This window comes from Myxococcus virescens, assembly GCF_900101905.1.
Taxonomy (GTDB): domain Bacteria; phylum Myxococcota; class Myxococcia; order Myxococcales; family Myxococcaceae; genus Myxococcus; species Myxococcus virescens.
In genome coordinates, this window is record NZ_FNAJ01000025.1 from 1,387 (window position 1) to 26,453 (window position 25,067).

Below are 25,067 nucleotides of genomic sequence, written 5' to 3' on the forward strand. Positions count from 1 at the left end.
CTTCCGGCATCACGGCGAGCGGGACGTCGCCTCACCTTCAAGGGGAACAACGACCTGGGGTGCTCAACGCCTTCCGGCATCACGGCGAGCGGGACGACCACGCTGAGATGGCCGAGATGATGGAGGGTTGGTAGTGCTCAACGCCTTCCGGCATCACGGCGAGCGGGACAGTACGAGGTCGAGCGCATCGAAGGCTTCCCGATTCAGTGCTCAACGCCTTCCGGCATCACGGCGAGCGGGACTGGTGGTGCCCGTGACGGGTATCCGCAAGGTCTTGTGCTCAACGCCTTCCGGCATCACGGCGAGCGGGACGCAACAGCACCCAGGCGCAGCTACTCGTGGATGCGTGCTCAACGCCTTCCGGCATCACGGCGAGCGGGACGGAGCCATCGTGAAGGCTTGGGACCGCTCGCTGAAGGTGCTCAACGCCTTCCGGCATCACGGCGAGCGGGACAGCCCGCCTGAATCTCCCAGCAGTTCCGCCAACTTACCACCTCCCTTTTCAAGCACCTCCCCTTCTTTCGCCAGGGTTGTGCCTCCCGGACCCTACCCAGAAATCCGAACCCCATGGAATCACTCAGCTTTTCATCGTTCATGCACCTATTCACCTGTCAAAGAGCCTCAACCCCACGAAACAACAGGGGAAATCGTCCATTTCGAGGGCGCGGGCCTCCGCCACGGCGAGGTGCTTGAATGTCATTCATCATACAACGCCCCCCGCGCGCGGTGGAGCAGCTCCCTCAGCGTCTCTCCACGTCCGTCCCCATCCGAGCGAGCAGCGCGTCCCTTCGCGCCTCGAGTTTGGGGCTCTTGACGAGCGACCGCAGCGCCCTGGCCCCAGTGTCACGCGCTTCGGGGGACAGGGAGACCAGCCGCGACAGCCACTCCGTCTCGAAAACAGTCAACACCTGCTTCTGCTCCAGTTTGTCCGCGCGCCGGGCCTCCACCCACGCCAGGAACTCCGTCAGCGCCGGCGTGGCGCGAACGGGAGGCCTCGGCGGCTGGATGGCATAGGGCCCTTCCCGCACGAGCCTGCCGTACCCCGCCGCCGTCTTCCCGCCCACGCCCCAGTGGCGCAGCGCCTCGTCCAGGCGCCGCGCGGTCCACGCCAGGAAGGCCTCCGCCTGCGCGTCCGCCTCCGTGCCCGGCGCCAGGCTCAGCGCTACGAGGAAGCGGCCTCCGGGGCGCACCGACAAGAAGGCCACGGGGTTGGGCGGCTCGTAATCGCTCGGCCACTCGGCCTTGCCGCCATACCAGCCGGAGTGATGGACCGTGAGCACGTCCCGAGCCAGGAACGACTGCGCGCGGTCCAGCCCCGTGACGCGCGAGCACGGCACCCACTGCGCGTCATGGAAGATGACTTCGCCCGCGTGCGCCTGCTCCGGCGCGCCGCCCTCCCCTGCCACGCCGAAGAGCCTGCGGCGCTCCTCCGCCGCGCCATCGCCGTACACCGCGCGCAGGTAGCCCGCGAGCACGCCCTTCAGCGACGAGCCCGGCACCACGGGCACGCCCCACGTATGGTGCAGCGTCAGCCCCACCCCGGTGGGTGAAGCGTTGCCATGCCCCACCAGCAGGCAGCTCTCCGCGCGCGCCGTGAAGGTCGCCGTATAGGACTGCCGGAGCGCGTCCTCCCAGCGCTTGAAAGCCTCCGCGTAGTCGTCTGGCTCGGGGTGCTGCGCCAGGCGGCTCAGCCAGCCGTCCCAAAGGCCCGCGTCGTGGTCCTTCTCCGGGGCATAGCGCTCATACACGAGCCCCGCGTGCGCGCTCTTCCCAACGGCGCCCACCACCCGGCGAAGGGCCTCACGCATGGCCCTGCTCCTCCGAAGGGAAGGTGGCCTGCACCGCGCGGCGGAACCACACCAGCAGCCGGAGCGACTCGCGCGTGGCCAGCATGTACGCGTCCAACTCCAGCGCGCGCACCGCGCCCGGCAAGCCCTTCTTCAGCGCCTCCGCGGACAGGCCCGGGAGCCTCGCCCGCTCCAGGCACCACTCCAGGTCCTTCAGCAAGCGATCGGCGGCCGTGTTTCCGACCTCCCGCTCCAGGAAGGCGAGCGCCGCCGCCAGCCCGTCGCGCAGCACCGCCGCGCCCAGCCCATTCACCCGGGGCTTGTAGTCCGCGCGCAGCGCCTGGCCCTCGACCTTCCGCACCCGCGCATAGGCATCGAGCGCACGCTGTTGCTCCCGTGTCTGTCCGGTCATCGGCCACCTCGCGCATCTGGAGCGCGCCACGCCAGCAGCCGGCACCGCCCGCGTCCCACGGTGGCCTTGCCTCCCAGCTGAAGCACCGTGCCCTCACCGCCGAACGCCGCATCCAGCACCGCGTCCGCCGCCAGCTTGCGCGGCGCCGGGTTGAAGGTGCCCGTGGCCCCCATCACCCCCACGAGCAGCGTCTCCGCGGGCAAGCTCTCCTCCGTCCAGAGCTGCCCCTTGGCCGCGGTGCCCGTATCCGGGTCGATGCTCACGCGCGTGTCCACCTGCGTGGCCGTCTCCCACAGGAAGGACATCGTCTCGTCATCCACCAGCACCAACCGCTTCGCCAGCAGCGCGCGCTCTGCCTCCGGCAGCATCCCGGCAAGCCCTTGGGCCCAGGCGTCCAGGGCCGCGTCGTCCTCCAGCGACACCGGCAGGTCCAGGTCCTCCAGGTACACGCGAGGCTCCGCCGTGCCGACGCCGCACACGACGGCGCTGGTCCACACGGAGGCCACGCGGGCGCGGCGCTGGGTCAAGGGCTCCACCTTCGGCCAGACCCCCTCCTCCCCGCCCAGGTCCCGCCGAGCGAGCGCGAGCAGCATGGGCGAGGTCACCAACGCGAAGGTGCCCACGAAGCTGCGCACCGGCAGGGCGAGCAGCCGCGCGTCGCCCACCACCAGCGCGCCCGCGTAGTCCCCGGGCTCGTCGCCCTCCGGGCCCGCCTTCGCCCGCCGAGGCCCGAAGACGGCGTCGTGCAGGCCACACACGTCGCTCGACTTGTCACGAGGCCGCCTCAGCTCGCGCAACACGCCCTTGAGGGACGAGCCGGGGACGAAGGGGATGCCCGTGGCCTTCAGCCGCGCCAGGGGCAGGTCGATGACACCCACGCTCTGTCCGGTGCCGACGTGCAGCGGTGACAGCGCGTGAAGAAGATAGGGTCGGCTCTCCATGCTCAGGCTCCTTGTCCGTGACGGGGCGGTTGCCACACGCCGGGCAGCACCTGCCCCAGCGCCTCCGCGTGGCCGCCGCCCCAGGAGGCCAGCCACAGCTCGCACAGCTCATCGGCGGTGAAGTCCTCGCCGCCGAGCTTCTCGAAGAAGTAGACGGCGCCCGCGGGCACCCACCGCCGCGTGGCGCGGGGCTGGCGCCGCACCATGTCCCAGCCCGACACCTCCAGCGGCCGGGGCACCAGCGCGGCGCGCAGCACCACGGGCGCGTCGATGCACGGCAACCGGCCCACATAGCGCGGCGGCGCCCCGGCCACGCGCTCGAAGTCGTCCGGCAACCACCCGCGCTGGAACTCCGCGGGCGTGGCCAGCACCAGGCGCAGGCCGCGCGTCGCCCGGGTCAGCCCATCCGGCGCGACGAAGAGGTTTGAGTCCAACCGCTCCACGTCCGACAGGCGGCGCCGTCCACCCAGCCCCAACGGGCCGTGAGGCAACCCCTTCGCCGAGTCCGGCCACGCGCAGGACACGCCGAGCGCCCACTCCTCCAGCGTGAGGCGCCCCGCGTCCCGCGACTGGACGCGCAGCCACTCCACGACCTCGCGGGAGTGGAGCATCGAGTCCTGCGACGCCTGCGTCTCCACGTCGATGGCCAGGTGGATGTCCGTGCGCGGCGGCGGCGTCTCCCGCTCCGGCACAAGCGAGTCCGGCGCGCCGCTCAGCCACGCCACCATCGTGGCCTCCGGCCAGAACAGGGGCTGCGCCAGGGGCTTGCCGCGCGCGCTCCGGCGAGGGTGCCACAGCGCCTCGCGGGCGTCGTCCTCGTCCGGCCCCAGCGTCGCGGCGCCGCCGGGGTGGGGCTCCAGGCGCACCAGCCGCTCCGTGCCCGCCTCGTCGAGGACACGCACCGCGTCGGCGGGGACGGGCCACATCCGATGGGCTCGCGTGAAGGCCGGCTCACCCAGCGCACGGCGCAGCGCGATGAAGCGCCGGAGCTCCACCCGCGCGGAGTCGTGCTCCCACGTCTCCGGGGACAGCGTAATGCCCTGGTCCGCCATGAGCTCATGGCCCCAGGCGGCGCGCAGAGCGCCTCTCACGGTGGTGGGCAGGGGCCACGGCAGCGAGTACCCACGCCCCACCTCCGAGGTGTACCAGCCCCGCCCGTCCTTGGCCGACAGCCCGTCGCGCGGCAGCAGCGCGAAGCACGCGTCACTCATCTCGCACCTTCCTTGTCCTGTGCTGAAGCAAGCCCGCGGCCCGCGCGAGCGAAGGTGTCGGCGACCAGCAGCCGTGCCGCCCATTGCTCCAGTGCGTCCTGCGGCGCCGTGGCCGAGGACAGCTCGAGCCCCACGTCCGCCGGGGTGAGCGGCTTGGGCGCGCGCCCCGCCTCAGCCCGGGCGAGGATGCGCCCGGCCTCGTCCCGCAACACCTCGGCCAGCTCGGGTGTCGAGGCGACGCCAGCGGGGAAGCGGCGCGCGAGGGCCGCCACCTCGTGGACCTTGCCCAACGGGAGCGGCAGGGTGTCCCGCGTGAGCAACGCCATGTCCGACTCCAAGCGCGCCACGGGGTCGGTGCCCCAAGGCGCCGTCCACAGCCGCTCACGACCGGCGTGCTTCGCCACGAGGATGGCCAGTGCGTCGCGGCCCGCCCTCTTCGCGGCGGTCTCCGCGCGGCGCCCCAGGGCCAGCAGCTCGCCCAGGCTCTCCAGGACATGGCCGATGCCCAACCCCACCGAGAGCGTGGGCACCTCGGCGCCCGTGCCCGCGAGCGCTCCTTCCAATGACGCACGGAAGGCAACCGCCAGCGCCCGGGCGCACGCGGGCGCGTCCATGGGCGTGACGAAGGCGAGCACGTCGTCCCCACCCGCGTAGACGAGCACACCCCGGTGCTCCACCTCGACGATGGCCCGCGCCTTCCGAGTGAAGTCCGCGAGCGCCTGGGAGACGCGCTGGTGCGCCAGGTGCCCGTCGGACCGCTTGGCGAGCGACTCCAGCGCGAGCCCCATCCGGTCCCCGTCCGCCACCAGGCACGCCACGTAGGGGAAGGGCCCCGCGTCCGCGCCCATGGCGTCCCGCAGCGGCGCCACGAACTCACTGCCGAAGCTGGCGGCGGCCTGGCGGGGTTCGGGGATGGCGTACTCCTCGAAGTACGGCTGCCAGCGCTCGGGGAGCAGCAACTGGCCGTCGAAGGGGAAGGACTCCACCCAGGGGCGCTGCCTCACGCTCACGGACTGGAAGCCCCGCGCCTCGCACGCGGCGCTGAGCCGAGCGAGCAGCTCCGGGTGCCGCGTCCCCGCCACTTGGAGCCAGGCCGCCAACCCGATGGAAGGCACGGGCACGAACTGTCCTGGCTGGCCTCCCGCGCGCTTGAGCACCCCGAGCGCATCCAGCTCTTCGCGCAGGCCAATGCGGAAGTGTCGCCAGAGGTGGCCCGTCTGACGCTCGCGGCGCAGCAGTGACGGACGAGCGCCGTCGAGGCTCGACTTGTGCGTTCCCTCCGGTGGCCGCTGCTTCCACGGCGCGAACTCGCGCAGGCCCCGCCGGGACTCCAGGGCACGCTCGGCCTCCGCCAGCGCGTCGGCGTAGCCCGTGGGCGCGTCCTCCACGAGAGCCCAAGCGGCGTGGACCTCCAGGAAGGTGTCGAGTTGCTCCGCGGCCAGCGCCTCCGCGCCCGGGATGAGCATGGACTGACACTTGTTGAAGACGCGCACCCACTCGGCCCGCAGCCGGGACTTCGCCGCCTCCCGGGCGCGCCGGGCCACCTGCTCCGGCGCGTCCTCCACCAGGGCGACGACCTTGTTGGCCACCCCGGCGCGCGCGTCCCGAGCCTGGTCCGGGTGAGGGAAGACGAGCGTGGCTCTGGACTCCAGCAGGGAGACCGCCATGGCCCGGGCCAGGTTCGACAAGACCTGGCTGCCGTACCAGAGGTCCCGCGTGCGGCGGGCCTGCGCGATGTAGCCCTGCACCGGGCCCACCTTGAGAACGAGGACGTGTTTCATGGGCTCACGCTTCCTGCGCCTTGCGGGTTTCCTTCAGCCACAGGAAGAAGGCGTCGCGCAGGTTGTCCGCGCGCTGGAGTGACTTGAAGAGGGGCTGGTCGTCCTGGGCGCGAAACGCGCGCGCGAAGGGCACGCGGGTGCGCGGGTCGGACTCCTTGAACTGCGTCATGACGACATGGCCTCCGCTGGGTGTCCCACGCTCCAGCCACAGCGCGATGGGCTCGAAGCGGCCATCCGCGAGCGGCAAGGCCTTGACGATGAGCGGCGATGCGAGCCGGTCCATCTGCTCCCACCGAGTCCCCACTTGCCGCGCCCACTGGAGCTGGACGTCGTCTGGCTCCTTGGGCTGGTAGTCGCCTCCCTCTCGCCGCTTCTGCTGGAAATGAAAGACAATGGGCAGCCCGAAGCCAGCGCGCGGCCAGGCCGGCGTCGCCGAGTGCTGTGGGCGCGGAGCGTGGACGTCTGGATAGGCATTGCCCGCGCGTCTGGATTGCCGGGACGGCCGCGCGAAACGGCGAATCTTGTCGGCCTCGGGCCAGTTGGAGCGGCCCGCGCGCTTCCCCTCGCCAGGGCTCCGCGCCACGCCCAACAGGTCGGCGCTTCCGGAGAACACAGGCTGCGTGCCCTGACGAAAGTCACGCAGCCAACCCAGCGCGGCCAACCAGGCCTTTTCGCCGTCACGCTGCCTCGTGTTCGCGTCTCCCCGGAGGAGGTGCGCGCCCCTGAGCAAGGGCATGTCACAGGGATGCTCTGCCAGCTCGGGAGCAAAGAGCGGCACGTCTCCGAAGAGGCGCCGCAACGAAGCCCGGTCCGCCGAAGCGGGCAACCATTGCGCGATGTCGGGGGCCGAGGGCTCCAGACATACGGAGCCACAGCCGCGCCGGCCTCGCGAACCATACCCCCCGAACAGAATCCAGGCGCGGACCGCGTTGCGAACCTGCGCCATGGCGTCACCTTCGGGCGCGGTCACCTCCAGGTTGAAGCGGAGGCCCGGCTTCCAGCGAGGAACATCCGCCTCCTCCTTCCCGTTGCGAGCCGGCCACAGCGCATAGGCGGGCGGGGCACCGAGGTCGATCTTCCCTGTGTCCGCGCCAGCGGGCTGGACCTCCGTCACCCGGAGTTCAACCAAGGAGCGCACGGCTCCTTCAGGTGCGCCGGTGGGGCCCTTGACCTTGGACGCCCGCCCCATACCGCCCCAGAGCTGGCGCTCCCGAAGCGCCAGCTCCTCCGCGCCCGAGGCGCCCCGCATGACGTAGGCATGGCCATACAGCGCGCGCCACCAAAAGCGCAGATGTCCGCGCATGGTGGGGACGCGGATGATGTCCACGGAAGGAAGCTCAGGGCTCCGCGCCACTGGCCCGCCGCCCAGGATGGGCGTGAAGGTCTTCAGCGCCAGTGAGAAGGACTCCAACCTCGGCGCCGAGGCGGAGCGCCGTCGCAAGTGGCTGGCTTCGATTGAAGGAGGTTCAGGCAGGTCCAGCGAGGGCATGACGACCCCTTGGCGAGGAGAGGGCACAGGCAATTCCGGCTACCGAGCGGTGACGTTTGACGCGTCGACGAGCAGGTCCGGGCACTTGTCGAAGAGCCGCTCGAACAGCAGTCGCACGCGCTCTCGCAGGTCCTTGCGCGGCGGGAGCTCCCATTCGCGAAGCGTCGTGAGCAAGTCCTCGACCCAGGCCCTGTCATTGTCCAGGCGCACCAACCGGTGGCGGAAGTAGAGCGCCAACATCACCGGCTCGCGCACGTCTCCCAGCCTGAGTTCGACGCGCCGCTGGGCGTAGGCCTCGTGGGGGTCCCGGAAGGATGGCAGCCCCACGAGCTCCACCGTCACACGGTCCAACTCGCCCCGCGCAGCCCGCTCCGGCGCGGACGCCGCGAGCACGGAGAGCCGACAGACATGGAACAACCAGATGAGGTAGCGCCGCAACCTGCGCTCCGCGAGGTCTCTCACCGGCCGCTCGGGCTCAAAGACGCGCAGCATCTCCAGTGAGTTCCAGATGATGGCCTCGAGCGTCTTCAGCTCCCCCACGCCCGCCACGGCGCCGCCGTGCATCGCCTTGCGCCACGCCAGCGCCACCTCCAGCCCCACCGCGTCCGCGTCGTAATCCGCGGCCTCGAGGACCAACCCAACCCAGCCAATGCCCCGGTAGTTGTAGGACGTCAGCCCGCCCTGGCGGACGTGGAAGGCCTCATGGATGAGAAACAAGCGCAGGCACTCGTTCCAGTCCTCGCGGGTGTCGAGGCGCTCCTGAAGCGCCCCCAGCCCCAGCAGCAAGTCCCAGCCGAACTTCCACTTCCCTCCGTGGTGCCGGAATAGCGGCGTGTCGGTGACTGCAGGCTCGTCATCGATTTCGCTCCGCAGATAGCTCCGGCTCCCCAAGTGCTGGACCAAAGCCCCCTGCGCCGGCGCCCGAAGCCAAGAGACCAACTCACCATGAACCCGCCGCACTTCCAGGAGAGTTCGCGTGGCCTTGAGCAGGTCATCAGCGGAGGGAGCTCGCCGAGGAACGGCTCGCCGCGCGCAAATGACATGAACCTCGTCATAGCGCCGGTGGTCTGCACTGAGCTGCAGGAGCACCAGCGGGTGCTGCGTGGTCGGGTTGACGGCTGAGCCCAGCGCCGTGGCCAGGCTCCCGGGGGCGTCCATCGCCAGGAACACGGACTCCGCCCCCTCCAAGTTTTGATGGAGGGAGTTCAACACCTCGCGAAACTGCGCCGCGGCCCGCGCGGCCTGCCCCGGCCCCTGCAACGCCGACGCGGAAGGCCCTTCCAGGGGACGAAGGCACACCGTCGCCAGGATGGAGGACTCGGGCAGCCACGCCGAAATCTTCGACAAGACATTGTCCCGAATCGCGCGTGTCACCTCGACGATGAGCACCACGGGGCCCTTGCCTCCCTGACGGCGCGCGGGGAGCCCCTCCACCTGAAAGAACGGTTCGCTATTGGGCTCAGCCGCGCGGTCGTACCCCAGCGACCAGGAGCCATCCTGCGCCTGCTGATAGACGCGGAGCGGCCGACGCGGCAGCAACGCACCCAGGTCCAGCATGAGCGTCAGCGGCGCGCAGCCGAAGAGGTGAACCGGCAGCGGGTCGAGCCCCAACTCCATCTCCCGCTTTCGCAGCGCCTCCACGAAGCGCGCATGCTCACTGAATGCATCTGTCCACTCATTCGCGGGAAGATTCCGCGCCGACCGCACCCGGTCATGCGGATGCAGCACCACGGAGGCCACATCGCGGTCACCCTCCAGGCCGTGCTGAATCAGCGTGTTCCGGGCCGCGTCATCAGCGACAGCCCGGTCCTGCTCGTAACGCACGATGAGCGCGCGCGTCCTCGGGTTGATGGGGATGTCCTCGCTCCGCATGTCCGCTCCTGGAAAAGGCTCCACCCGAGAGGACGCGAAAAAGGCCCGGGCCCCATCGCGGCGCCGTTCATTTTTCGGGGCCCCGCCGCGCCCAGGACTCAGCGATACCAGTACATCTCCCCGAAGAGCGCGCGGAGCCGCTGATGCGCCTGCTCCGGACGCGCGTCGCGCTCGCTCAGCGCGAGCTGCACGGTCCTGGCCGCGCCCTGGAGCGCGTTGCGCGCGGCCGTCCGCTGCCCGCTGGTCATCCGCGCGTCCACGTCTCCCCCCAGCCCAGCGGGGTCACCGGTTGACCGGTCCACGCGGCCCGCCATGAAGGCGAAGAGCGCTTCGAGCCCCTCCAGGTAGCCGACGGGTGCCCGGGAGAACGCCTCGTAGCCCATCACCTCCAGATGAAACGAGCGCAGGGGGCTGGAGCCATGCTGGCGGTTCCAGTGCTTCACGGCCTTGATGAGCGGCTTGAGCTTCTTGCCCGCCCGCTCGTTTGCCGCGGTGCTCAGGTCCATGTGAATCCGCGGGTTGGTGCGAATCCACCGCCCCGTGTTTCCCTCGGGGATGAGGAATAGCTCCTGCGTGGGGTGCTGGTAGGCGGGGACGACATCGAACTCGATGCCGGACGTCGTGAACTCCAGATGCACCGAGTGCTGCTGGAGGATGGGCAGCTCCTTGTTTGGCCATGTCTCGTGAAGCGCCTGACGCACCCGCTTGAGCGCCGCGTCCGGCGGCTCCGGAGGCGTGGACGATGCCCGCCCCACCACCGTGAAGATGTCAATGTCATGCAGCGGCCGGATGGCGGTGCTCCGGCTGTAGGAGCCCGACAGGAATGACGTCTCACACCCCCCGAGTCTCCGGCTCAGTGCCTCGCGAACCAGGGTTTGCTGCCTGCTGACCTCGTCCCGTTGTCCCTCGGTCAGCTCCAGTGAGCTGATGAACCGCTCCAGTGCCTCGCCGACACTCCACATGATGGCGCCTCCCGCGCTGTCTTCCCCTGAGGACGCTCCCGGCGCGGAAAAGGCATCGCGGCCGGCGTGCTTTCCTGAAGGCAGCGCGGCTCAGCCCAGGCTGGAGGTCAGCGCGAGCACGTCGGAGAGCGGGGGACGCCGTCCCGCCACCTTGTCGAGCATCCGCGCCACCATCGCAACGGTGGCCCCGGGCGCCACACCTTCGAGCCACTGCATCGGCGGGCGATCCACCACATGCTGGTACATCAGCTCGCGCTCGGCCTCGCCGGGGAACGGCAGCCGCCCGGCGAGCATCTGGAACCAGAGGACGCCCAGGGCATAGACATCCACCCCGGGCCCCACCCACTTGGCGCTCGCCCACTGCTCCGGCGCCATGTAGTGCCGACTCCCCAACAAGGCTTCTTCCGCGGTCGACAGCGGCAAGCGGGAGTCTGTCTCCGCTGGCTCAGCCATCCGCTTGGCGAGCCCGAGGTCCGACAGCCGGACGTCCATCGCTCCCGGGGTGTCACACGCGAGCAGCACGTTCGCGGGCTTCAAGTCCCGGTGGACCCAGCCGCTCGCGTGGAGCAGGGACAGCACCTCCGCGAGCTGGTGGACGACGCGCGCGCAATCAGCTGCCGCGAAGCGCCCCCCCACCGCCGCGAGCCCCTGCTCCAAATCGCGCGGCAGCCACTCCAGGACCAGGTAGGGATGCCGCTCCTCGATGAGGCCGAACGCCAGCCCTCGCACCAGGTGCGCGTGCCGCAAGGCCAGCAGCGACTGCGCCTCCTGAAGGAAGCGCGCCACCATCTCCGCGTGAACGCCCCACCGGGCCGCGAGCACCTTGATGGCGACAGACCCTCCGCTGGCGTCGCGGCCCTCGTAGACGTCGCTCGTCGCCCCCACCGCGACCCGGCGCCCGATGCGATATGCCCCCGCCAGGGTTCCTTGCGGCAACATGCCAGACACGCCCCATCAAGTACGGGGAGGGGGCTTGAGCGCACGAAGCCGCGCCACCCAGTCCAAGGCCTCCCGCAGCTCGCTAGCGCATGACGGGAACTCCGCGATGAAGGCCTCCATGTCCAGTCCCGCCTCCCTCCGGCCGAAGTACACCGCCAACGCGGCGCTCACGCCGGTGTCGTCCTGGATGGGACTCGCCTCGCCCCGCATCTGCTGCCGCAGCGTGCTCATGCCCCGTTGCAACAGCGACGACACGGCGGCATGTGACTTCTCCATCCGCCGCGCGGCCTCTTCCACGGTGAGTTCCTCCAACCAGAAGAGCGAGAAGGCCTCACGCTGGTCCGGCGTCAGGAGCGCGAACTTCGTCAGCAGCCTGCGCCAGTCCTCGTGATGGGCGGTGACCTGGCTCGGCGTCCGCTCCTGGGAGGGGACGGCCTCGGACTCCTCTCCAGCGGGTATCATCCCCCCAGGGACGTACTTCGTCTCCCTCGCCTCCGCGCGGATGACGTCCATGGACTGCGTGAAGACAACCTGCTTGAGCCAGGTGACCCACTCCCCCTCCGTCTGGCCACGGAAGGACGCCAGCTTCTCGAAGGCGCGCAGCGCGGATTGCTGGAAGATGTCTGACGGGCGCGTGGCCCCCTGGAGCCCCAGGGCGGGACTCTTGGATGCATGTCGTTCCAACGCCTTCCAGCTCTGGCGAAACAACGCATCCATCGCCGCGTGCTCACCGGCCCGCGCCCGCTGGAGCAGGTCCTCGAACGACGCCTCATCATCAGTGGAAAGCGGAATCATCACGTCCCCCTCGCTACGGATTCGTACCTTCACAGGTGAGGGCCTGGAAGCGCACGTCCTCCGGGTCCTGCGCCAGGAATCGCCTCACCAGGGTACACCGCCCCTCACGGGATTCCGCACGCGGGGCGTCCAGGCCCAGGGCGGCGGACACGTCCTCGCGCCCCTGAAGCGCGCTGGCGGCCATGAGGGCATAGCGCTTGTTGGGGGGCTCTCCATCCAGCAACGCCTGTCCCAGCCGCTGCGCCTCCACGTAGCGAGCCTCGGCCTCCCGGAGGCGCCCCGCCGCCGCGAGGAGGTGCCCCTCCGCGACCAGGGCCCTCCCCACCGGCCAGAGGAAGAACGCCTCACCGCCCCGGGCCGCGCGCGCGTTCCGCGAAAGCCGTGACGCGCGAGCCACCACCGCCTCGGCCTCCCCCAGCGCGCCTTCCTTGACGGCCAGCTCACCGCGCTGCGACAGGACCACCGAGAGCAACGCCTCGTTATAGGGGTCGCTGTTCTGGGCGTGCAGCGAAATGGCGCGGTCCAGGAGCGCCGCGGCCTCGCGGACGCGCCCCTCCGCCCAGCGGAGCTCCGCGAGCTCGGACAGGCTCACCGCGAGGCTGCGCCGGATATCGATGGCCTCATCCCCGACCTGGGGCTGAGCCTCCATGTGTCGCAACGAGGCCAGCAGGTGCGCATCCGCCCGCGCCCACTGCCCACGCGCCATGGCGACCTTGCCCAGCTTGGAGTCATTGAGCGCGAGCTGCCATTGCAGGTCGTCATCGGCGAGCCCCTCCACCATCATGCGGCGAGCCTCGGAGAACCGCCGCTCCGCAGCGGCGAGAGAGCCGGAGTAGTAGGCGGCGTCCCCCATCCGGTGCGCGACGCGGACGCTCGCAAGCCGGACTGGACGCTGGGCCCGCTCGTCCATCGACAACGCCGTCAAGGACTCGTCCAACTTCGTGAGCATGGCCCGACGGATGTTCAGCGTGTGCGCGAGCCGGCTCAGGTCCCAATCCGCATCCGCGGAGATGCGGTCGGCCACCTTGACGAGGTGCTGGAGGTTCTCCTGCGCGTGTCGCCGCTCCTGCTCGGCCCTGACCGCGTAGAAGAGGATGGCCAGGCTCGCGAGCGCCGCCAGCCCCATGAGGAGCCACCGGGCACGGATGCGGCGGCGTGAGAGCCGCTCCGCCGCCCGGAGGAAGTCCTTCGCGCGAGGACTGAGGGCGGGGGCGTCCCAACGGCCCCGCGAGTCAAACCCGCGCCGGTAGTGCTCCAGCAACGTCCCGGTGGGGAGCCCCTCCAGCGGCCTGTGCGCCTGCTCCCACGCATTCGCGACGCCCTCCAGGTCCGACTGCCGCTCCAACAGGACGCGCTCCCGCTCCAGCCAGGACACGAGCGACGGCACCCGGTGCAACAAGGTCTCATGCACCAACTCCACGCGCTGGAGGGACGGGTCGCGCTCTCCGGAGAGCACGACGAGCCGGAGCCCGGACGGCTCCGCTGGGGACTGTCCCAAGGGGATTCCGGACAACCGGTGCAGCACCTGCTCAGCCAAGGCGTCGTCGCCCGCCGCCGCGAGGACGTCCTTCCGGGAACGGGGCCGCCGGGTATCCGGCGTGCCACGCCCCACCTGCACCAGCTCCAGGAGGAGCCACTTCGCGCGCTGCTTGCCCGCCTCCCCCAGCCGCTCCAGCAGCGCCTCCGCGTCGAGGGCCAACGCCCCACCGACGCCCCCCAGCCGCTCGTAGTGCTCGTGCGTCAGCGGCGCGCCACCGCTGAGCATCCACATGCGTTGCAAGGTATGTCCCAGCAGCGGGAGTCGCCCGCCCTCGCTCCGGACATCCTGCACCATCCGCTCGGCGAGCCCCTCGCTGAGCCGCAGCCTCGCGCGGCCCGCCATCCCCTGGACGACCTGCGAGAGGGCCTCGTCCCCCATGGGCAGCAACGGAAAGCGCGCCGCGGCGTGGAGGTGGTGCGGGAGCGAAGGCATCTGCTCGAGCCGGTGGATGAAGTCGCTGCGCAGGCTCGTGAAGAGCCGCAGCGGCGTCTCGGGCGCAGCCAGCGCGGCCGAGAGCAAGGCATCCACCGCCGCCAGTTCGGCGCTGCCCAACGTGAACAACTCCTCCATCGGCTCCAAGACCAGGAGGAGACGGAACCCGCTGGGTGTGTGCTTCGTGACGAAATCGTGGAGCGCGACCGGCCCGCTCCGAAGGGAGGCCTCGAGGTCGTCGCGACGTTCGGTGACACCAACGGCCGCATACGCGGCGACGAGCGCCTCCGCGAGGTGACGCAGCGGCGTGTCAGAAGGCCGCATGGTGGCGATGAGCCACCGCGGCCCCTCCTCGGAGGACAACGCCTTCACCCCCGGCAGCAGCGCGGCCTGGATGAGCGAGGACTTGCCGACCCCGCTCGGCCCCTCCAGTTGCACCCAGCGCCGGGTGCCCAGACGCGCCTCCTCCAGGCGTTCCAGCAGCCCGCGCGCCTCCACCTGCCGGCCGAAGAAGAGCTCCGCATGCGCCTCCGTGAAGGGCGCGAGGCCAGGGACCGGGCACTCGTCCGCGTCCAGCGCCCAAGCGCGCTCGAACACGGCGCGGCAACGCGTCATGTCGGGGCGCGCCACGGGTTGTTTCTCCAGCATGTCCGAGATGAACGAAGCAAGCGCGGAGGGCACGGCCGGCGCGAACTGCTTCAAGGGCGGCGGCGGCTCACGCTGATGCGCGGAAATGACCAGCACCGGCTCCTTCGCGTCAAAGGGAGGACGGCCCGCGAGCAGCTCGAAAAGGACCACTCCCAGTGCATAGACATCCGCGGCCCCATCTACCTTCGCGGCGCTCAGGAGTTGCTCCGGGGCCATGTAACGAAACGTCCCGATGAGCGTGGCCTCGTGCGTGTGGACCTGCGTGGCCAGCAGGTCCGCCTGTCCTTCCGGGACCTTGGCGATGCCGAAGTCAAGGAGCTTCACACGATGGTCAGCGGCCAGCGAGGGGTCCGGACACAGGAAGATATTTTCTGGCTTCAAGTCCCGGTGGACGATGCCCTGGGCATGAACGTCCACCATGGTGGCGGCGATCTGCGCGCAGATGGCCAGGGCGGATGACAAGGGAATGCGCGCCTGGGTTTGCATCCATTGCCGGAGCGACTGGCCCTCCAGATACTCCATGGCCAGATAGGCTGTGTCGTCGACCTGGTCGCAATCGAGGATGCGAACGACCCCCGCGTGCTTGAGCAGAGCCAGCGCTCGTGCCTCTTGAAGAAAACGCGCGACGCGCTGTGGCTCCTTCGCCGCGGAAGAGGACAGCACCTTCAAGGCCACCTGACCGCCCATGCGCTCATGGTCAGCCGCGAAGACCTGCCCCATGCCACCACTGCCGAGCAGGTGCCGCAAGCGATAGGGCCCAATCTGGGTTGGAGTGGACTGAGTCAAGACAACGAGAGCCTGCGCCGCATGGGCATTTCCAGTCCAGCCCTTGACACCTCTGGATTCACGCTCAATTCGGAAACCAAACCAGGGGCTTCCGCGCCCCGCCTGCACTGACGAAGGAGCCCATGTCAGCCCCTACCTCTAGGGTCGCCACACTTCATGACCACCGTCTTCGACCTCATCCTGCGCAGGCTGGTGCAAGGCCATCCCGAGCAACTGCTGCTGCTCCTCTTCGGCGACCAACACCCGGCCCTTATCAGGATGGCGGATTCCAGCCTTCCACAGTCCGAGCGGCGCGCGGACACGGTCATGGTCGTGGAAGCCCATGGAGCGCGCTTCGCGGTGGACGTTGAAATCCAGGCTCAGGCGGACCCACACTTCGCGGCGCGACTGCTCGACTACACAGTCCGCATCCACCGCCGGGAAAAACTGCCCGTGCTTCCGGTCGCCATCTACCTCACGCCTGAAGCGGAGGGTTCGCCGCCTCCGTATGGTTTCGAGTGCCCCGGAATCCGCGTCCTCACCTTCGACTTCCAGGTGGTCCGCCTTTGGGAAGTGGACTACCTCCAGCCCGCCCTGCAAACGGCTGCCGCCCTGCTCCCCCTGTCTGTCCTGGAATCGCGCGCGGGGCCCGAGCGAATCGCGTGGGCCGAGCTCCGCATCCGTCAGGCACCAAGCCTTTCGACGGAGGAACGCTTAGACTTGCTCGTGGTACTCGGCACGCTGGCGTCCCGCCGGTTCGGGCAGGACAGGCTCAGTCAGCACTTGAGGAACATCATGATTGATTCACCTTTCTGGGAAGAGCAACGCGCACTGGAGAGAAAACGAGTCGAGGTGCACGAGCGCGTCGAGACGCTGTTGACCTTCGCCAACGTACGCGGGATTCCCCAGCCGCCCGATGCCGAGGAACGCCTCTCCCATCTCGGCGCCACGGCCCTGAAAGCCCTCGTCAACAAGGCCCTCGCCACCCCAGACACCGCGGCCACCGAGCTGCGTGCCATCCTGACGCCCCACGGACACTGAGCCCCGCTACTCCTTCACCGCGCCCGCCGTAAGCCCGGACACAATCCGCCGCTGGAACAACACCGTCAGCGCCACCAGGGGCAGCGTGGCCACCACGGAGGCCGCAGCAATCTCCCCCCAGGGCTCGCGGTACTCGCTGGCGAACAGGCTGATGGCCACGGGCACGGTGCGCTTCTCCGGCGTGGAGAGGAACGTCAGCGCATACAGGAACTCATTCCACGCGAAGATGAAGACGAGAATCGCCGTCGTCGCGAGCCCCGGCGCGGCCAAAGGCAGCAACACCTGCCGGAAGGCCTGGAACGGCGTGCAGCCATCCACGCGCGCCGCGCGGTAGAGCTCGTCGGGCAGCGCGCGGAAGAACGACGTCAGCACCCACAGCGTCAGCGGCAACGCGAACGTCGCATACGGCAAGGCCAGTCCCACCAGGCTGTCTCGCAGCCCCACCGTGCGCAGAATCAGATACAGCGGGCTCACCGTGGCAATCGGCGGGAACATGCTCACCGCCAGCGCCGCGCTCAGCAGCAACCCCTTGCCACGAAACTCCAGCTTCGCCAGGGCGAACGCCGCCGCCGCCCCCACCGTGAGACAGAAGCCCGTGGTCAGCGCCGCCACCACCAGCGAGTTCAACACCACGCGCAGGAAGGGCCGGCCCCACAGGACGCTCGCGTAGTTCTCCAGCGTCAGGTGCGAGGGCCACGGCCGGGTCAGCTCGCCATCCGGCCACAGGCTCGTCAGCACCTGCCAGCAGAAGGGCCCCAGGAAGAAGGTCAGGAACGCCACCACCGCCAGCGCGGTGCCCAGCCCTGGCCGCTTCATCGCGCCGCCTCCTCACGCCCCAAGAGCCGCAGCCACACCGCCGCCAGCAACACCACGCACAGGAAGGTCGCCACCGACAGCGTGCTCCCGTACCCGAAGTCCCCTGAACGCATCAGCGTCTTGTACGCGTAGATGCTCAGCGTCTCCGTCGTGTTCGCCGGCCCGCCCTCCGTCAGCACGTAGATGGCGTCGAACACCCGGAACGCATCCAACGAACGGAACAGCAACGCCAGCAGCAGCGCCGGCTTGAGCAACGGCAGCGTTATCGACACAAAGGTCCGCCACGGCGAGGCCCCGTCCACCCGCGCTGCTTTGTACAGGTCCTCGGAGATGCCCTGCAGGCCCGCGAGCACCAACAGCGCCACGAAGGGCGTCGTCTTCCACACGTCCACCAGGATGGCCGCGTGCAACGCATACCCCGGTGCCCCCAACCAGTTGATGTCCTGACCGGGGAGCAGCCGGTTGATGACGCCGTACTCGGGGTTGAACATCCACGCCCACAGCCGAGCGCTCACCACGGTGGGAATCGCCCACGGCACCAGCACCGACGCGCGCAGCAGCCCCCTTCCAGGGAACGCCTTCTGAAGCAGCAACGCTAGCGGCACCGCGAGCAACAGCTCCACCGTCACCGCCACCGCCGTGAAGTACGCCGTGTTCCCCAGCGCCGCCCAGAAGCGCGAGTCCCCCAGCAGGTACGCGTAGTTCTCCAGCCCCGTGAAGCGCCGCTCGCCAAAGACGAGGATGAAGCGGTGCAGGCTCAGCCACACCGCGGCCAGGATGGGGTACAGCGCCACGCCCCCCAGCACCAACACCGCCGGCGCCACCAGCAGGTACGCCTGCCTCCGCTCCCGCGCCAGCGAGCCCCTTGGATTCATCGCCGCGCCTCCCCCGGAGGGGCCGCCACCACCAACGCGCCGCACGCATCCAGGGCGCCACCACCCGCCGCCATCGCGCCAGCGCGCCGCGGCCCACCTTCGCTGAAACGGTGCGCGCTCACGGCCCCTCCCCTGTCAGATGGTCCACCTGCCGCTGCGCGCGCTTCAGCGCGGCCTCTGGCGTGCGCAGCCCGGCCACGGCGGCGGAAAACTCGCTCTGGAGCACATCCGAAATCAGGTTGTAGTACGGCGTCACCGGCCGAGGCTTCGCGCGCTCCACCATGGGCAGCAACCCGGCGATGAAGGGCGCCTCCTCGCGCAGCCGCGCATCCTGGTACACGGCGGGCCGCGGCGGGTTGCGCGCGTAGTTCAGCGCCAGCACCCGGTTGGCCTCCGGGGACGTGAGGTGCGCAATCAGCCGCGCCGCCAGCTTCCGCCGCTCCGGCGACACATGGGCATTCACAGCCAGCTGCCACCCGCCCAGCGCCCCCGCCCCCGGCTCACCGCTCACCGTCGGCAACGGAGCGATGCCCACCTTGCCGCGAATGGGCGAGTCCGGCTTCTGCGCCTCGCTCCACGCATACGGCCAGTTGCGCATGAACACCGCGCGCCCCTCCTGGAACACCCGCCGCGACTCCTCCTCCGAGAAGCCCGTCACCGTCGCGGGCGACACCCCGCGCTCCACCAGCCCTCGCAGATACGCGAGCGCCTCGCGCGCGGGCGCGTCATCCAGCAGCACCCGCCCATCCTCCGACAGCGCCCGGCCGCCGTGCCCCCACAGCGCCTCGTACACATTGCAGGACAGGCCTTCGTACTGCCGCCCCTGCCACACATAGCCCTGGAGGCCGGGCGTCTTCGCCATCGCCTCGCGCGCGAAGCGCTCCAGCTCCACGTAGGTGCGCGGCGCGCGCGGCACCAGGTCCGTGCGGTAGTAGAGCAGCCCCACGTCCAGGTACCAGGGCACCGCGTACGTGCGCCCCTCCACCACCACGGCCTCCACGGGGCCGGGGAAGAAGTCCTCGCGCAGCTGCTCGGGCGGGAACTCCGCGGACAGGTCGGCAATCCACCCAGCGCGCGCGAACTCGGGCACCCAGACGACGTCCACCACCAGCACGTCGAAGTCCCGCGCCCCGCCCTCCAGCGCCGTGAGGAAGAACTGGTGCGCCAGGTCGGACGCGTTGGGCAGCGCCTCCGTGACGAGCTCCACCCCCGGGTGCTCCCGCTCGAAGCGCGCCAGCAGCTCGCGGAACGGCTCCGGCGGCCCCCACAGCGGCTGATACTTGAAGACCAGCCGCGTGCGGCCCCCCGCCTCGCCCGCCGCGTCCTGCCGCCGGCAGCCCCAGACGCCCAGGCCCACGACGAGGCCCAGCGCGAGCACGATGGAGGAGACGCGTCTCATGCGCAGGCATGACTCCAGCCACCCCCACCCCCGTCAAGCCCGGGAATCCAGGGTCGGTCCGCGCGTCAACATCCCGGAAGTCTTGCACACTGAATGAAAACAAACCTTCCAGGCATCCATGCGCGTCCCGCAAAAACAATCACGCCCGATGAGTCATCATGAACCAAGGGAGAGCCACGATTCGCTTGGACGCTGTCTCAGCGGTATTCTCATCCAGGCAGGAACAACTGGGAGGGGGAAGCGATGAAACAGCAGCCTCGGGATTGGCAGTGCGGAGCCCACCGGGCCCACTTCGAGGAGCCGGACACCCTGGTCGCGGAGTTCAACGGCCTCATCACCCTGGAAGAGGTGAAGGAGGTGGTGACGCTCTACCAGCAGACGGCCACCGACCATGGCCAGTACTACCTCATCGCGGACATCGGCCGCTCGCAGCTCGAAGCAGCCGGCCGCAGGTACATGTCGGAGAAGGCCAGCTCCGACTGGTACCACGCCATCCTCTACGTCGGCGCCGACATCGTCATGCAGACCTTCGTCAAGGCCATTGCCCTGGCGCTGCTCTTCACCGGCAAGTCGACCTTCGAGACGGTGTTCGTGAAGACGCAGGACGAAGCACGCGCCTGGGTGGCCCAGCACCGGCTCCGGCTCAAGAGCAAAGCAGGCTAGCAGGTCAGGAAATCCACGCCCAAATTGACAGGCATGCATCTCGCGCTATTCCCTGGTGGGCGTTATGCTCACCAGGGTTTCTGGAGGGAGTGACATGCAGCAACTGGAATGGACATTCGGTTCCCACTCGGTGCGCTACGAGGCGCCCGACGTCGTGCAGGCGACCTTCGTCGGCCCCATCGACCTGGATGAAATCAAGCGCGCGGTCGACGTGTACGGGGAGATTGCCCAGCAATACGGGCCCTACTACCTGATCGCCGACATCGGCCGCTCCCAGCTGGGCGCGGAGCCCCGGCGCTACCTGTCGGAGAACGGCAAGGCGGACTGGTTCAAGGGCACCGTGTACGTCGGCGCGGACGTGGTGCAGCAGACCTTCGGCAAGGTCATCGCGCTGGGCATGCTCTTCACCGGCAAGGCGCGCTTCGAGACGACCTTCGTGAAGGACCACGAAGAGGCTCGCGCCTGGGTGGCGCAGCACCGCCAGAAGAACAAGAAGAAGCTGGGCTGAGCCTCCGCCCGATTTCCCCCCTCATGCCCTGGAGTCCTGACCACCGCCATCCGGTGGGCACGCTCCAGGTGCGCCCTCAGTCCGCCCAAATGACGCGCACTGAGTGAACTTCTGCACACTGCCGGGCCCTTGCCGCATTTTTACTGGAATCAAACGTCAGCACTGGAAACCAGTGAAGATGAAAAAGTGTGCCCTTGCTGGCAATAAAGCCAGAATTCGTTGTATAGGCGGATTAGGGGAGCCCCACCCTGCCCGGTCGTTCCTCGCTGGCTCCCCACACCCCTGACCCACCGCCTGTAGGGGCCTGGCCCCTCCATTGCCATTCACCCGTTGCAGACGAACCGCGTGCCGGGGGGGCCGCGCTCGTCTGGCGAGCCACGCCATGCCTGTGTCCGTGCAAAAGCAGGAAGAGACCGGAGTCCCAGCCCACGCGTCCGCGGGCCGTTGTCCCCACCTGGGTGCCCAGTACAACCCGTTCACAGGCCCCCACGCGGAGGACCCGCACGCCTTCTTCGAGAAGCTGCGCAAGGACGAGCCCGTCAGCTTCAGCCCCATGCTGAACATGTGGCTGGTCAGCCGCTACGAGGACATCTCCCAGGTGCTGAAGAGCCCGGCGCAGTACTCCAACCGGGACATGCTGGCGAGCGGCACCCACCTCACGGACGAGGCCAAGGCCATCCTGGACCAGGGCTTCCCCACCGCGCACGTGCTGCTGGGCATGGACCCCCCCGAGCACACCCGCCTGCGCCGCCTGATGAACCGGGGCTTCACCGCGCAGCGCATCGCTGGCATGGGCCCCTTCATCCGGGAGATGGCCACCACCCTGGTGGACCGCTTCGCCCAGGACGGCCAGGCGGACCTGGTGAAGCAGCTCGCCTGGCCGCTCCCCGTCCACGTCATCCTCGGCGTCATGGGCGTACCGCAAGAGGACGTCTGGAAGATCAAGCGCTGGAGCTCCGACTGGCAGCAGCTCGTCTTCGAGTACGTGGCCCCCGAGCTCCAGGTGGAGATGGCGAAGGGCGTCATCGAGTTCCAGCAGTACTGCATCCGCCTCATCGAGGACCGGAAGAAGAACCCGCAGGAGGACCTCACCAGCTACCTGGTGGCCGTGGAGAGCGACGGCGAGGCCCTGACGATGCACGAGCTGGTCATGGCCGTGGGCGCGTCCATGCTGTCCGCCGGCCATGAGTCCACCACCGCGCTGATGGCCAACGCCTGGAAGCTGGCCCTGCAGCATGGCCTGTGGCAGCGGCTGCGCGACAACCGCGACCTGGTGCCGAAGTTCCTCGAGGAGTCCAGCCGCTACGACTCCGTCTCCCACGCCATGATTCGCACCGCGAAGGAGGACGTGGAGCTGGGCGGGGTGAAGATTCCCCAGGGCTCGCGCCTGCTGCTCCTCTTCGCCGCCGGCAGCCGGGACGAATCCCTCTGCCCCCATTCCAGCAAGCTGGACGTGGACCGGGAGAAGGTGCCGCAGCACCTCACCTACGGCCGCGGCACCCACTTCTGCCTGGGCGCGCCCCTGGCCCGGCTCCAGTTCGAAATCACGACCAACATCCTCCTGGACCGGCTGCCGGACCCGAAGCTCGTCCCCGGCCAGGACTTCGGCACCTGGCAGAGCCTGGTGCTGCGGCAGATGAAGCACCTGAAAGTGGAGTGGACCCCCACCTGAGCCCACCCACCCGGGAGTGAACGAGGGCCTGGCGACCGACACCGGTCTCCAGGCCCTTGTCATGTCGGGAGACCCACGATTTCCAGCGCCAAGCGGACGATTTCCCACAAAGAAGGGTAGAAACCCACCCCACTTTGAGTGAATGGGCGGGACAAATCAGACCCCCATGGGGTACAGGATGACCCGAACAGGCGCGCTCACTCTGGAAGGCGTGCATTACAGAAAGAATTTTCTTGCCTCACCACCCATTTCCGCGCGAAAGAGTCCAGGAACACCCTGCTTCCGAGTAAAGCAGAAGGAGCCCCCCGACATGTACGCTCAAGTGGTGGATGAGGCCGACATTCAGTACGCGCACCGAGTGGACCGCAAGGCGCTGGCGGCCATCACCCGGGAGCTGTCGAAGGTGAACAATGGTCGTGCGCTGTGGGCCATGGCCGCTCAGTGGCTGGTCATCGCGGCGGCATTTGCCTTCGTTCTACTCGTGGACCGCTGGTGGGCCTGGCCGCTGGCGGCGGTGCTCATCGCCACCCGGCAGCACGCGCTGCTGGCGCTGATGCACGAGGCGGCGCACTACCACTTCCTGTCCAACCGCAAGGTGTCGGACGTGGTCAGCGATCTGCTCTGCGCCTTCCCGCTGAACATGACGACGGCGGGCTACCGGCACGAGCACATGCTGCACCACCGCTACGTGAATACGCCGAAGGACCCGTACCTCGCGGGCCAGCTGGTGGACGCCTCCTGGCACTTCCCCCGCACGCCGATGCGCGCCACGGCCGTCTTCCTGGCGGACGCGCTGGGCCTGTACGCCCCCAACCACCTGAAGGTGGTGCTGCCCTGGACGTACTGGGGTCGCCTGGTGGGCCGCGCACAGCCCCGCATCTCCGCGGGCGAGCACCTGCGCTACTGGCTGTACGTGGCCACGCTCGTCACGGTGCTGGTGACGACGGGCGCGTGGCTGCACTGGCTGCTCTTGTGGGTGCTGCCGACGACGACGGTGATGATGGCCTTCTTCCGGATGCGCGCCCTGGGTGAGCATCCCATCGAGGAGACGACGTCCGGTGACGAGACGCGCGAGACGCGCGACATCCTGGGCACCGCGCTGGAGAACTTCTTCATCGCGCCGCTCAACGTGAACCTGCACCTCACCCACCACGCCTTCCCCTCCGTGCCCTTCTACAACCTGCCCGCCATGCACGCGCAGCTCGACAAGGCCGGCCTGCTGGAGAACGGCGTGAACCAGTTCGACACGTACCTGGGCAAGGAGAACAGCCTCATCCAGTACCTCACGCGTGAGCCGGAGGCCTCCGCCGCCGCGGCCGCCGCGGCCCAGCCGTCGCGCCTGAGCCAGCCGCTCCACTCGTAGTGGTCGCCGCGAGCCAGGCCTCGCCCCGTGCCGTCCAGGTGTAGCCGGGGGGCTCCACCCAGGATGGCCGGCGAGGTCTGGGCCCGCGGTCAGAAGCGCCGCAGCGAGGACCAGGGGAAGGGCTTCCAGAAGGGCGTCACCACGTCCTCGCCCTCCAGCGGAAACCAGGGTCCGGTGTCGCCTCCCGCGGAGAGCACGTGGAAGTCCTGCGCGGGCATGAAACCCTGCCCCAGCAGCGCCACCCGCTTCCCCGCCGCGTTGGCCGCCACGTCCAGCACCAGCACCGCGTGCCCGGGACTTCCACCCAGCACGAAGAAGTCCCCGGGCCGCACGGCCTCGCGCGAGGGCCGCCCCTTGAGGGATTCCAGTGAGTGCGTGCCCGCGTAGGTGAAGACCAGGTCCAGCCACGCGCGGAAGCTGGCGCGTGAGGCATCCGGCGCCGCGCCGCGCACCCACGACACCTTCGAGCCCGATACCCGCGCCCGGTCCCCTTCCGCGTACCGGAGCCACTCCGCCAGGTGCCCGCTGGTGAAGCGGTAGGCCAGGCGCTCCCGCTTGCCGCTGGCCCAGAGCCACTCCGCATGGAGGCGGATGACGGAGTCCGCGCACTGCTGGAGGTTGGCGGTGCCCACGTCCAGCTCCGCCACCGCCGCCAGCCGCACGTCCTCTGGCGCCAGAATCCGCCCGCCCTGGTGGCTGAGCACCGGCGTGCCGTCCGGCCGCAGCGGCAGGCCTCGCAGCCAGGCCCCGAAGGAGCCCTTCACCACCGACACCCGCGTGTAGCCCTCCGGCGGCGCCACTGCGGCCTCCAAGGGGCGCACCACCGCCTGGGCCGGCAGCCATGCGTAGCGCGCCAGCTCCTCTCGCGTCGCGGGCCGAGGCTGCCCCTCCTCCACGGCCCATCCGGAGACAGGGAGCAGGCACAAGGCCCACAAGAGCGTCCAGGCCCACGGACGAAAGCGGCCCTCGGTGGCGGACCAGGACGGGGAGGACGAGCACGGCGAGCAGTCGAACGCGGACACGAAGCAGCCATCTCCAGGAGTCAGGGCGGCACGACAGGTGGCGCCGCGGGTTGGAGGTCTCTCACGGGCCTGGAGTTCCCTCACGCTCGCTCGAGTCCGATCGCTCCCTGACTGCCCCGCGTTCCCGGGGGTGG

The 25,067-nt window shown here is 69.5% G+C and carries 20 protein-coding genes and 1 CRISPR repeat array; of the genes, 5 read left to right on the top strand and 15 right to left on the bottom strand.

Going from position 1 to position 25,067, the window contains the following annotated elements; all coding sequences use genetic code 11:
- The first annotated feature begins 59 nt into the window (after positions 1–59).
- Positions 60–454: direct repeats of the CRISPR family, unit length 36 nt; unit sequence GTGCTCAACGCCTTCCGGCATCACGGCGAGCGGGAC.
- Positions 455–740: 286 nt separating this feature from the next.
- From cmr6 to BLU09_RS35655, 11 genes are all read right to left on the bottom strand, one after another.
- Complete coding sequence (cmr6, locus tag BLU09_RS35605; RefSeq protein WP_090495603.1) at positions 741–1,808, bottom strand: type III-B CRISPR module RAMP protein Cmr6; 1,068 nt, start codon at positions 1,806–1,808, stop codon at positions 741–743.
- Positions 1,801–2,199, bottom strand: coding sequence for a type III-B CRISPR module-associated protein Cmr5 (locus tag BLU09_RS35610; RefSeq protein WP_090495604.1), 399 nt, complete (start codon positions 2,197–2,199; stop codon positions 1,801–1,803). The genes cmr6 and BLU09_RS35610 overlap by 8 nt, the downstream gene beginning before the upstream one ends.
- Entirely contained in the window at positions 2,196–3,140 is a 945-nt protein-coding gene (cmr4, locus tag BLU09_RS35615) for a type III-B CRISPR module RAMP protein Cmr4 (RefSeq protein ID WP_090495605.1), read from the bottom strand. The genes BLU09_RS35610 and cmr4 overlap by 4 nt, the downstream gene beginning before the upstream one ends.
- A 2-nt stretch (positions 3,141–3,142) precedes the next feature.
- Entirely contained in the window at positions 3,143–4,351 is a 1,209-nt protein-coding gene (locus BLU09_RS35620; protein ID WP_090495606.1) for a type III-B CRISPR module-associated Cmr3 family protein, read from the bottom strand.
- A complete protein-coding gene (gene cas10 / locus BLU09_RS35625; protein ID WP_090495607.1) occupies positions 4,348–6,132 on the bottom strand; it encodes a type III-B CRISPR-associated protein Cas10/Cmr2 in 1,785 nt (594 codons plus the stop codon). The genes BLU09_RS35620 and cas10 overlap by 4 nt, the downstream gene beginning before the upstream one ends.
- 4 nt (positions 6,133–6,136) lie before the next feature.
- Complete coding sequence (locus BLU09_RS35630; RefSeq protein WP_090495608.1) at positions 6,137–7,621, bottom strand: RAMP superfamily CRISPR-associated protein; 1,485 nt, start codon at positions 7,619–7,621, stop codon at positions 6,137–6,139.
- 39 nt (positions 7,622–7,660) lie between these two features.
- Positions 7,661–9,493, bottom strand: coding sequence for an SAVED domain-containing protein (locus BLU09_RS35635; protein WP_090495609.1), 1,833 nt, complete (start codon positions 9,491–9,493; stop codon positions 7,661–7,663).
- Between the two features lie 98 nt (positions 9,494–9,591).
- A complete protein-coding gene (locus BLU09_RS35640; protein WP_090495610.1) occupies positions 9,592–10,455 on the bottom strand; it encodes a nucleotidyltransferase domain-containing protein in 864 nt (287 codons plus the stop codon).
- Positions 10,456–10,545: 90 nt separating this feature from the next.
- A complete protein-coding gene (locus tag BLU09_RS35645; protein ID WP_090495611.1) occupies positions 10,546–11,394 on the bottom strand; it encodes a serine/threonine-protein kinase in 849 nt (282 codons plus the stop codon).
- Between the two features lie 15 nt (positions 11,395–11,409).
- Positions 11,410–12,189 carry an RNA polymerase sigma factor gene (locus BLU09_RS35650; protein WP_090495612.1) on the bottom strand — a complete coding sequence of 260 codons (780 nt, stop codon included), beginning with the start codon at positions 12,187–12,189 and terminating at the stop codon, positions 11,410–11,412.
- Between the two features lie 13 nt (positions 12,190–12,202).
- A complete protein-coding gene (locus BLU09_RS35655) occupies positions 12,203–15,556 on the bottom strand; it encodes a serine/threonine-protein kinase (protein ID WP_090495613.1) in 3,354 nt (1,117 codons plus the stop codon).
- A 195-nt stretch (positions 15,557–15,751) separates the two neighbouring features.
- On the opposite strand from BLU09_RS35655, the gene BLU09_RS35660 reads away from it, so the two are divergent.
- A complete protein-coding gene (locus tag BLU09_RS35660) occupies positions 15,752–16,615 on the top strand; it encodes an RpnC/YadD family protein (RefSeq protein WP_090495614.1) in 864 nt (287 codons plus the stop codon).
- 6 nt (positions 16,616–16,621) lie between these two features.
- Here BLU09_RS35660 and BLU09_RS35665 read toward each other — a convergent pair whose 3' ends face one another.
- The 3 genes from BLU09_RS35665 to BLU09_RS35675 all read right to left on the bottom strand — a co-directional run bounded on the left by BLU09_RS35665 (position 16,622) and on the right by BLU09_RS35675 (position 19,705).
- A complete protein-coding gene (locus BLU09_RS35665) occupies positions 16,622–17,431 on the bottom strand; it encodes a carbohydrate ABC transporter permease (protein WP_090495615.1) in 810 nt (269 codons plus the stop codon).
- Positions 17,428–18,306 (bottom strand): carbohydrate ABC transporter permease, encoded by an 879-nt coding sequence (locus BLU09_RS35670; protein WP_090495616.1) that lies wholly within the window; start codon positions 18,304–18,306, stop codon positions 17,428–17,430. Before BLU09_RS35670 ends, BLU09_RS35665 begins: the two co-directional genes overlap by 4 nt.
- A gap of 118 nt (positions 18,307–18,424) precedes the next feature.
- Positions 18,425–19,705, bottom strand: a complete 1,281-nt coding sequence (locus tag BLU09_RS35675) for an ABC transporter substrate-binding protein (RefSeq protein ID WP_090495617.1) — start codon at positions 19,703–19,705, stop codon at positions 18,425–18,427.
- A gap of 243 nt (positions 19,706–19,948) precedes the next feature.
- On the opposite strand from BLU09_RS35675, the gene BLU09_RS35680 reads away from it, so the two are divergent.
- The 4 genes from BLU09_RS35680 (at position 19,949) to BLU09_RS35695 (ending at position 23,911) form a co-directional block, all read left to right on the top strand.
- Positions 19,949–20,368, top strand: coding sequence for a SpoIIAA family protein (locus BLU09_RS35680; protein ID WP_011557215.1), 420 nt, complete (start codon positions 19,949–19,951; stop codon positions 20,366–20,368).
- Between the two features lie 94 nt (positions 20,369–20,462).
- Positions 20,463–20,876 (top strand): STAS/SEC14 domain-containing protein, encoded by a 414-nt coding sequence (locus BLU09_RS35685; protein ID WP_174257193.1) that lies wholly within the window; start codon positions 20,463–20,465, stop codon positions 20,874–20,876.
- Positions 20,877–21,258: 382 nt separating this feature from the next.
- Positions 21,259–22,548, top strand: a complete 1,290-nt coding sequence (locus tag BLU09_RS35690) for a cytochrome P450 (protein WP_090495619.1) — start codon at positions 21,259–21,261, stop codon at positions 22,546–22,548.
- A 310-nt stretch (positions 22,549–22,858) separates the two neighbouring features.
- Positions 22,859–23,911: a fatty acid desaturase family protein gene (locus BLU09_RS35695; protein ID WP_090495620.1), complete on the top strand. Its 1,053-nt coding sequence runs from the start codon at positions 22,859–22,861 to the stop codon at positions 23,909–23,911.
- Between the two features lie 89 nt (positions 23,912–24,000).
- Here the strand turns inward: BLU09_RS35695 and BLU09_RS35700 are convergent, their stop codons facing one another.
- Positions 24,001–25,017, bottom strand: coding sequence for a DUF4846 domain-containing protein (locus BLU09_RS35700; RefSeq protein ID WP_090495621.1), 1,017 nt, complete (start codon positions 25,015–25,017; stop codon positions 24,001–24,003).
- Positions 25,018–25,067: the final 50 nt, after the last annotated feature.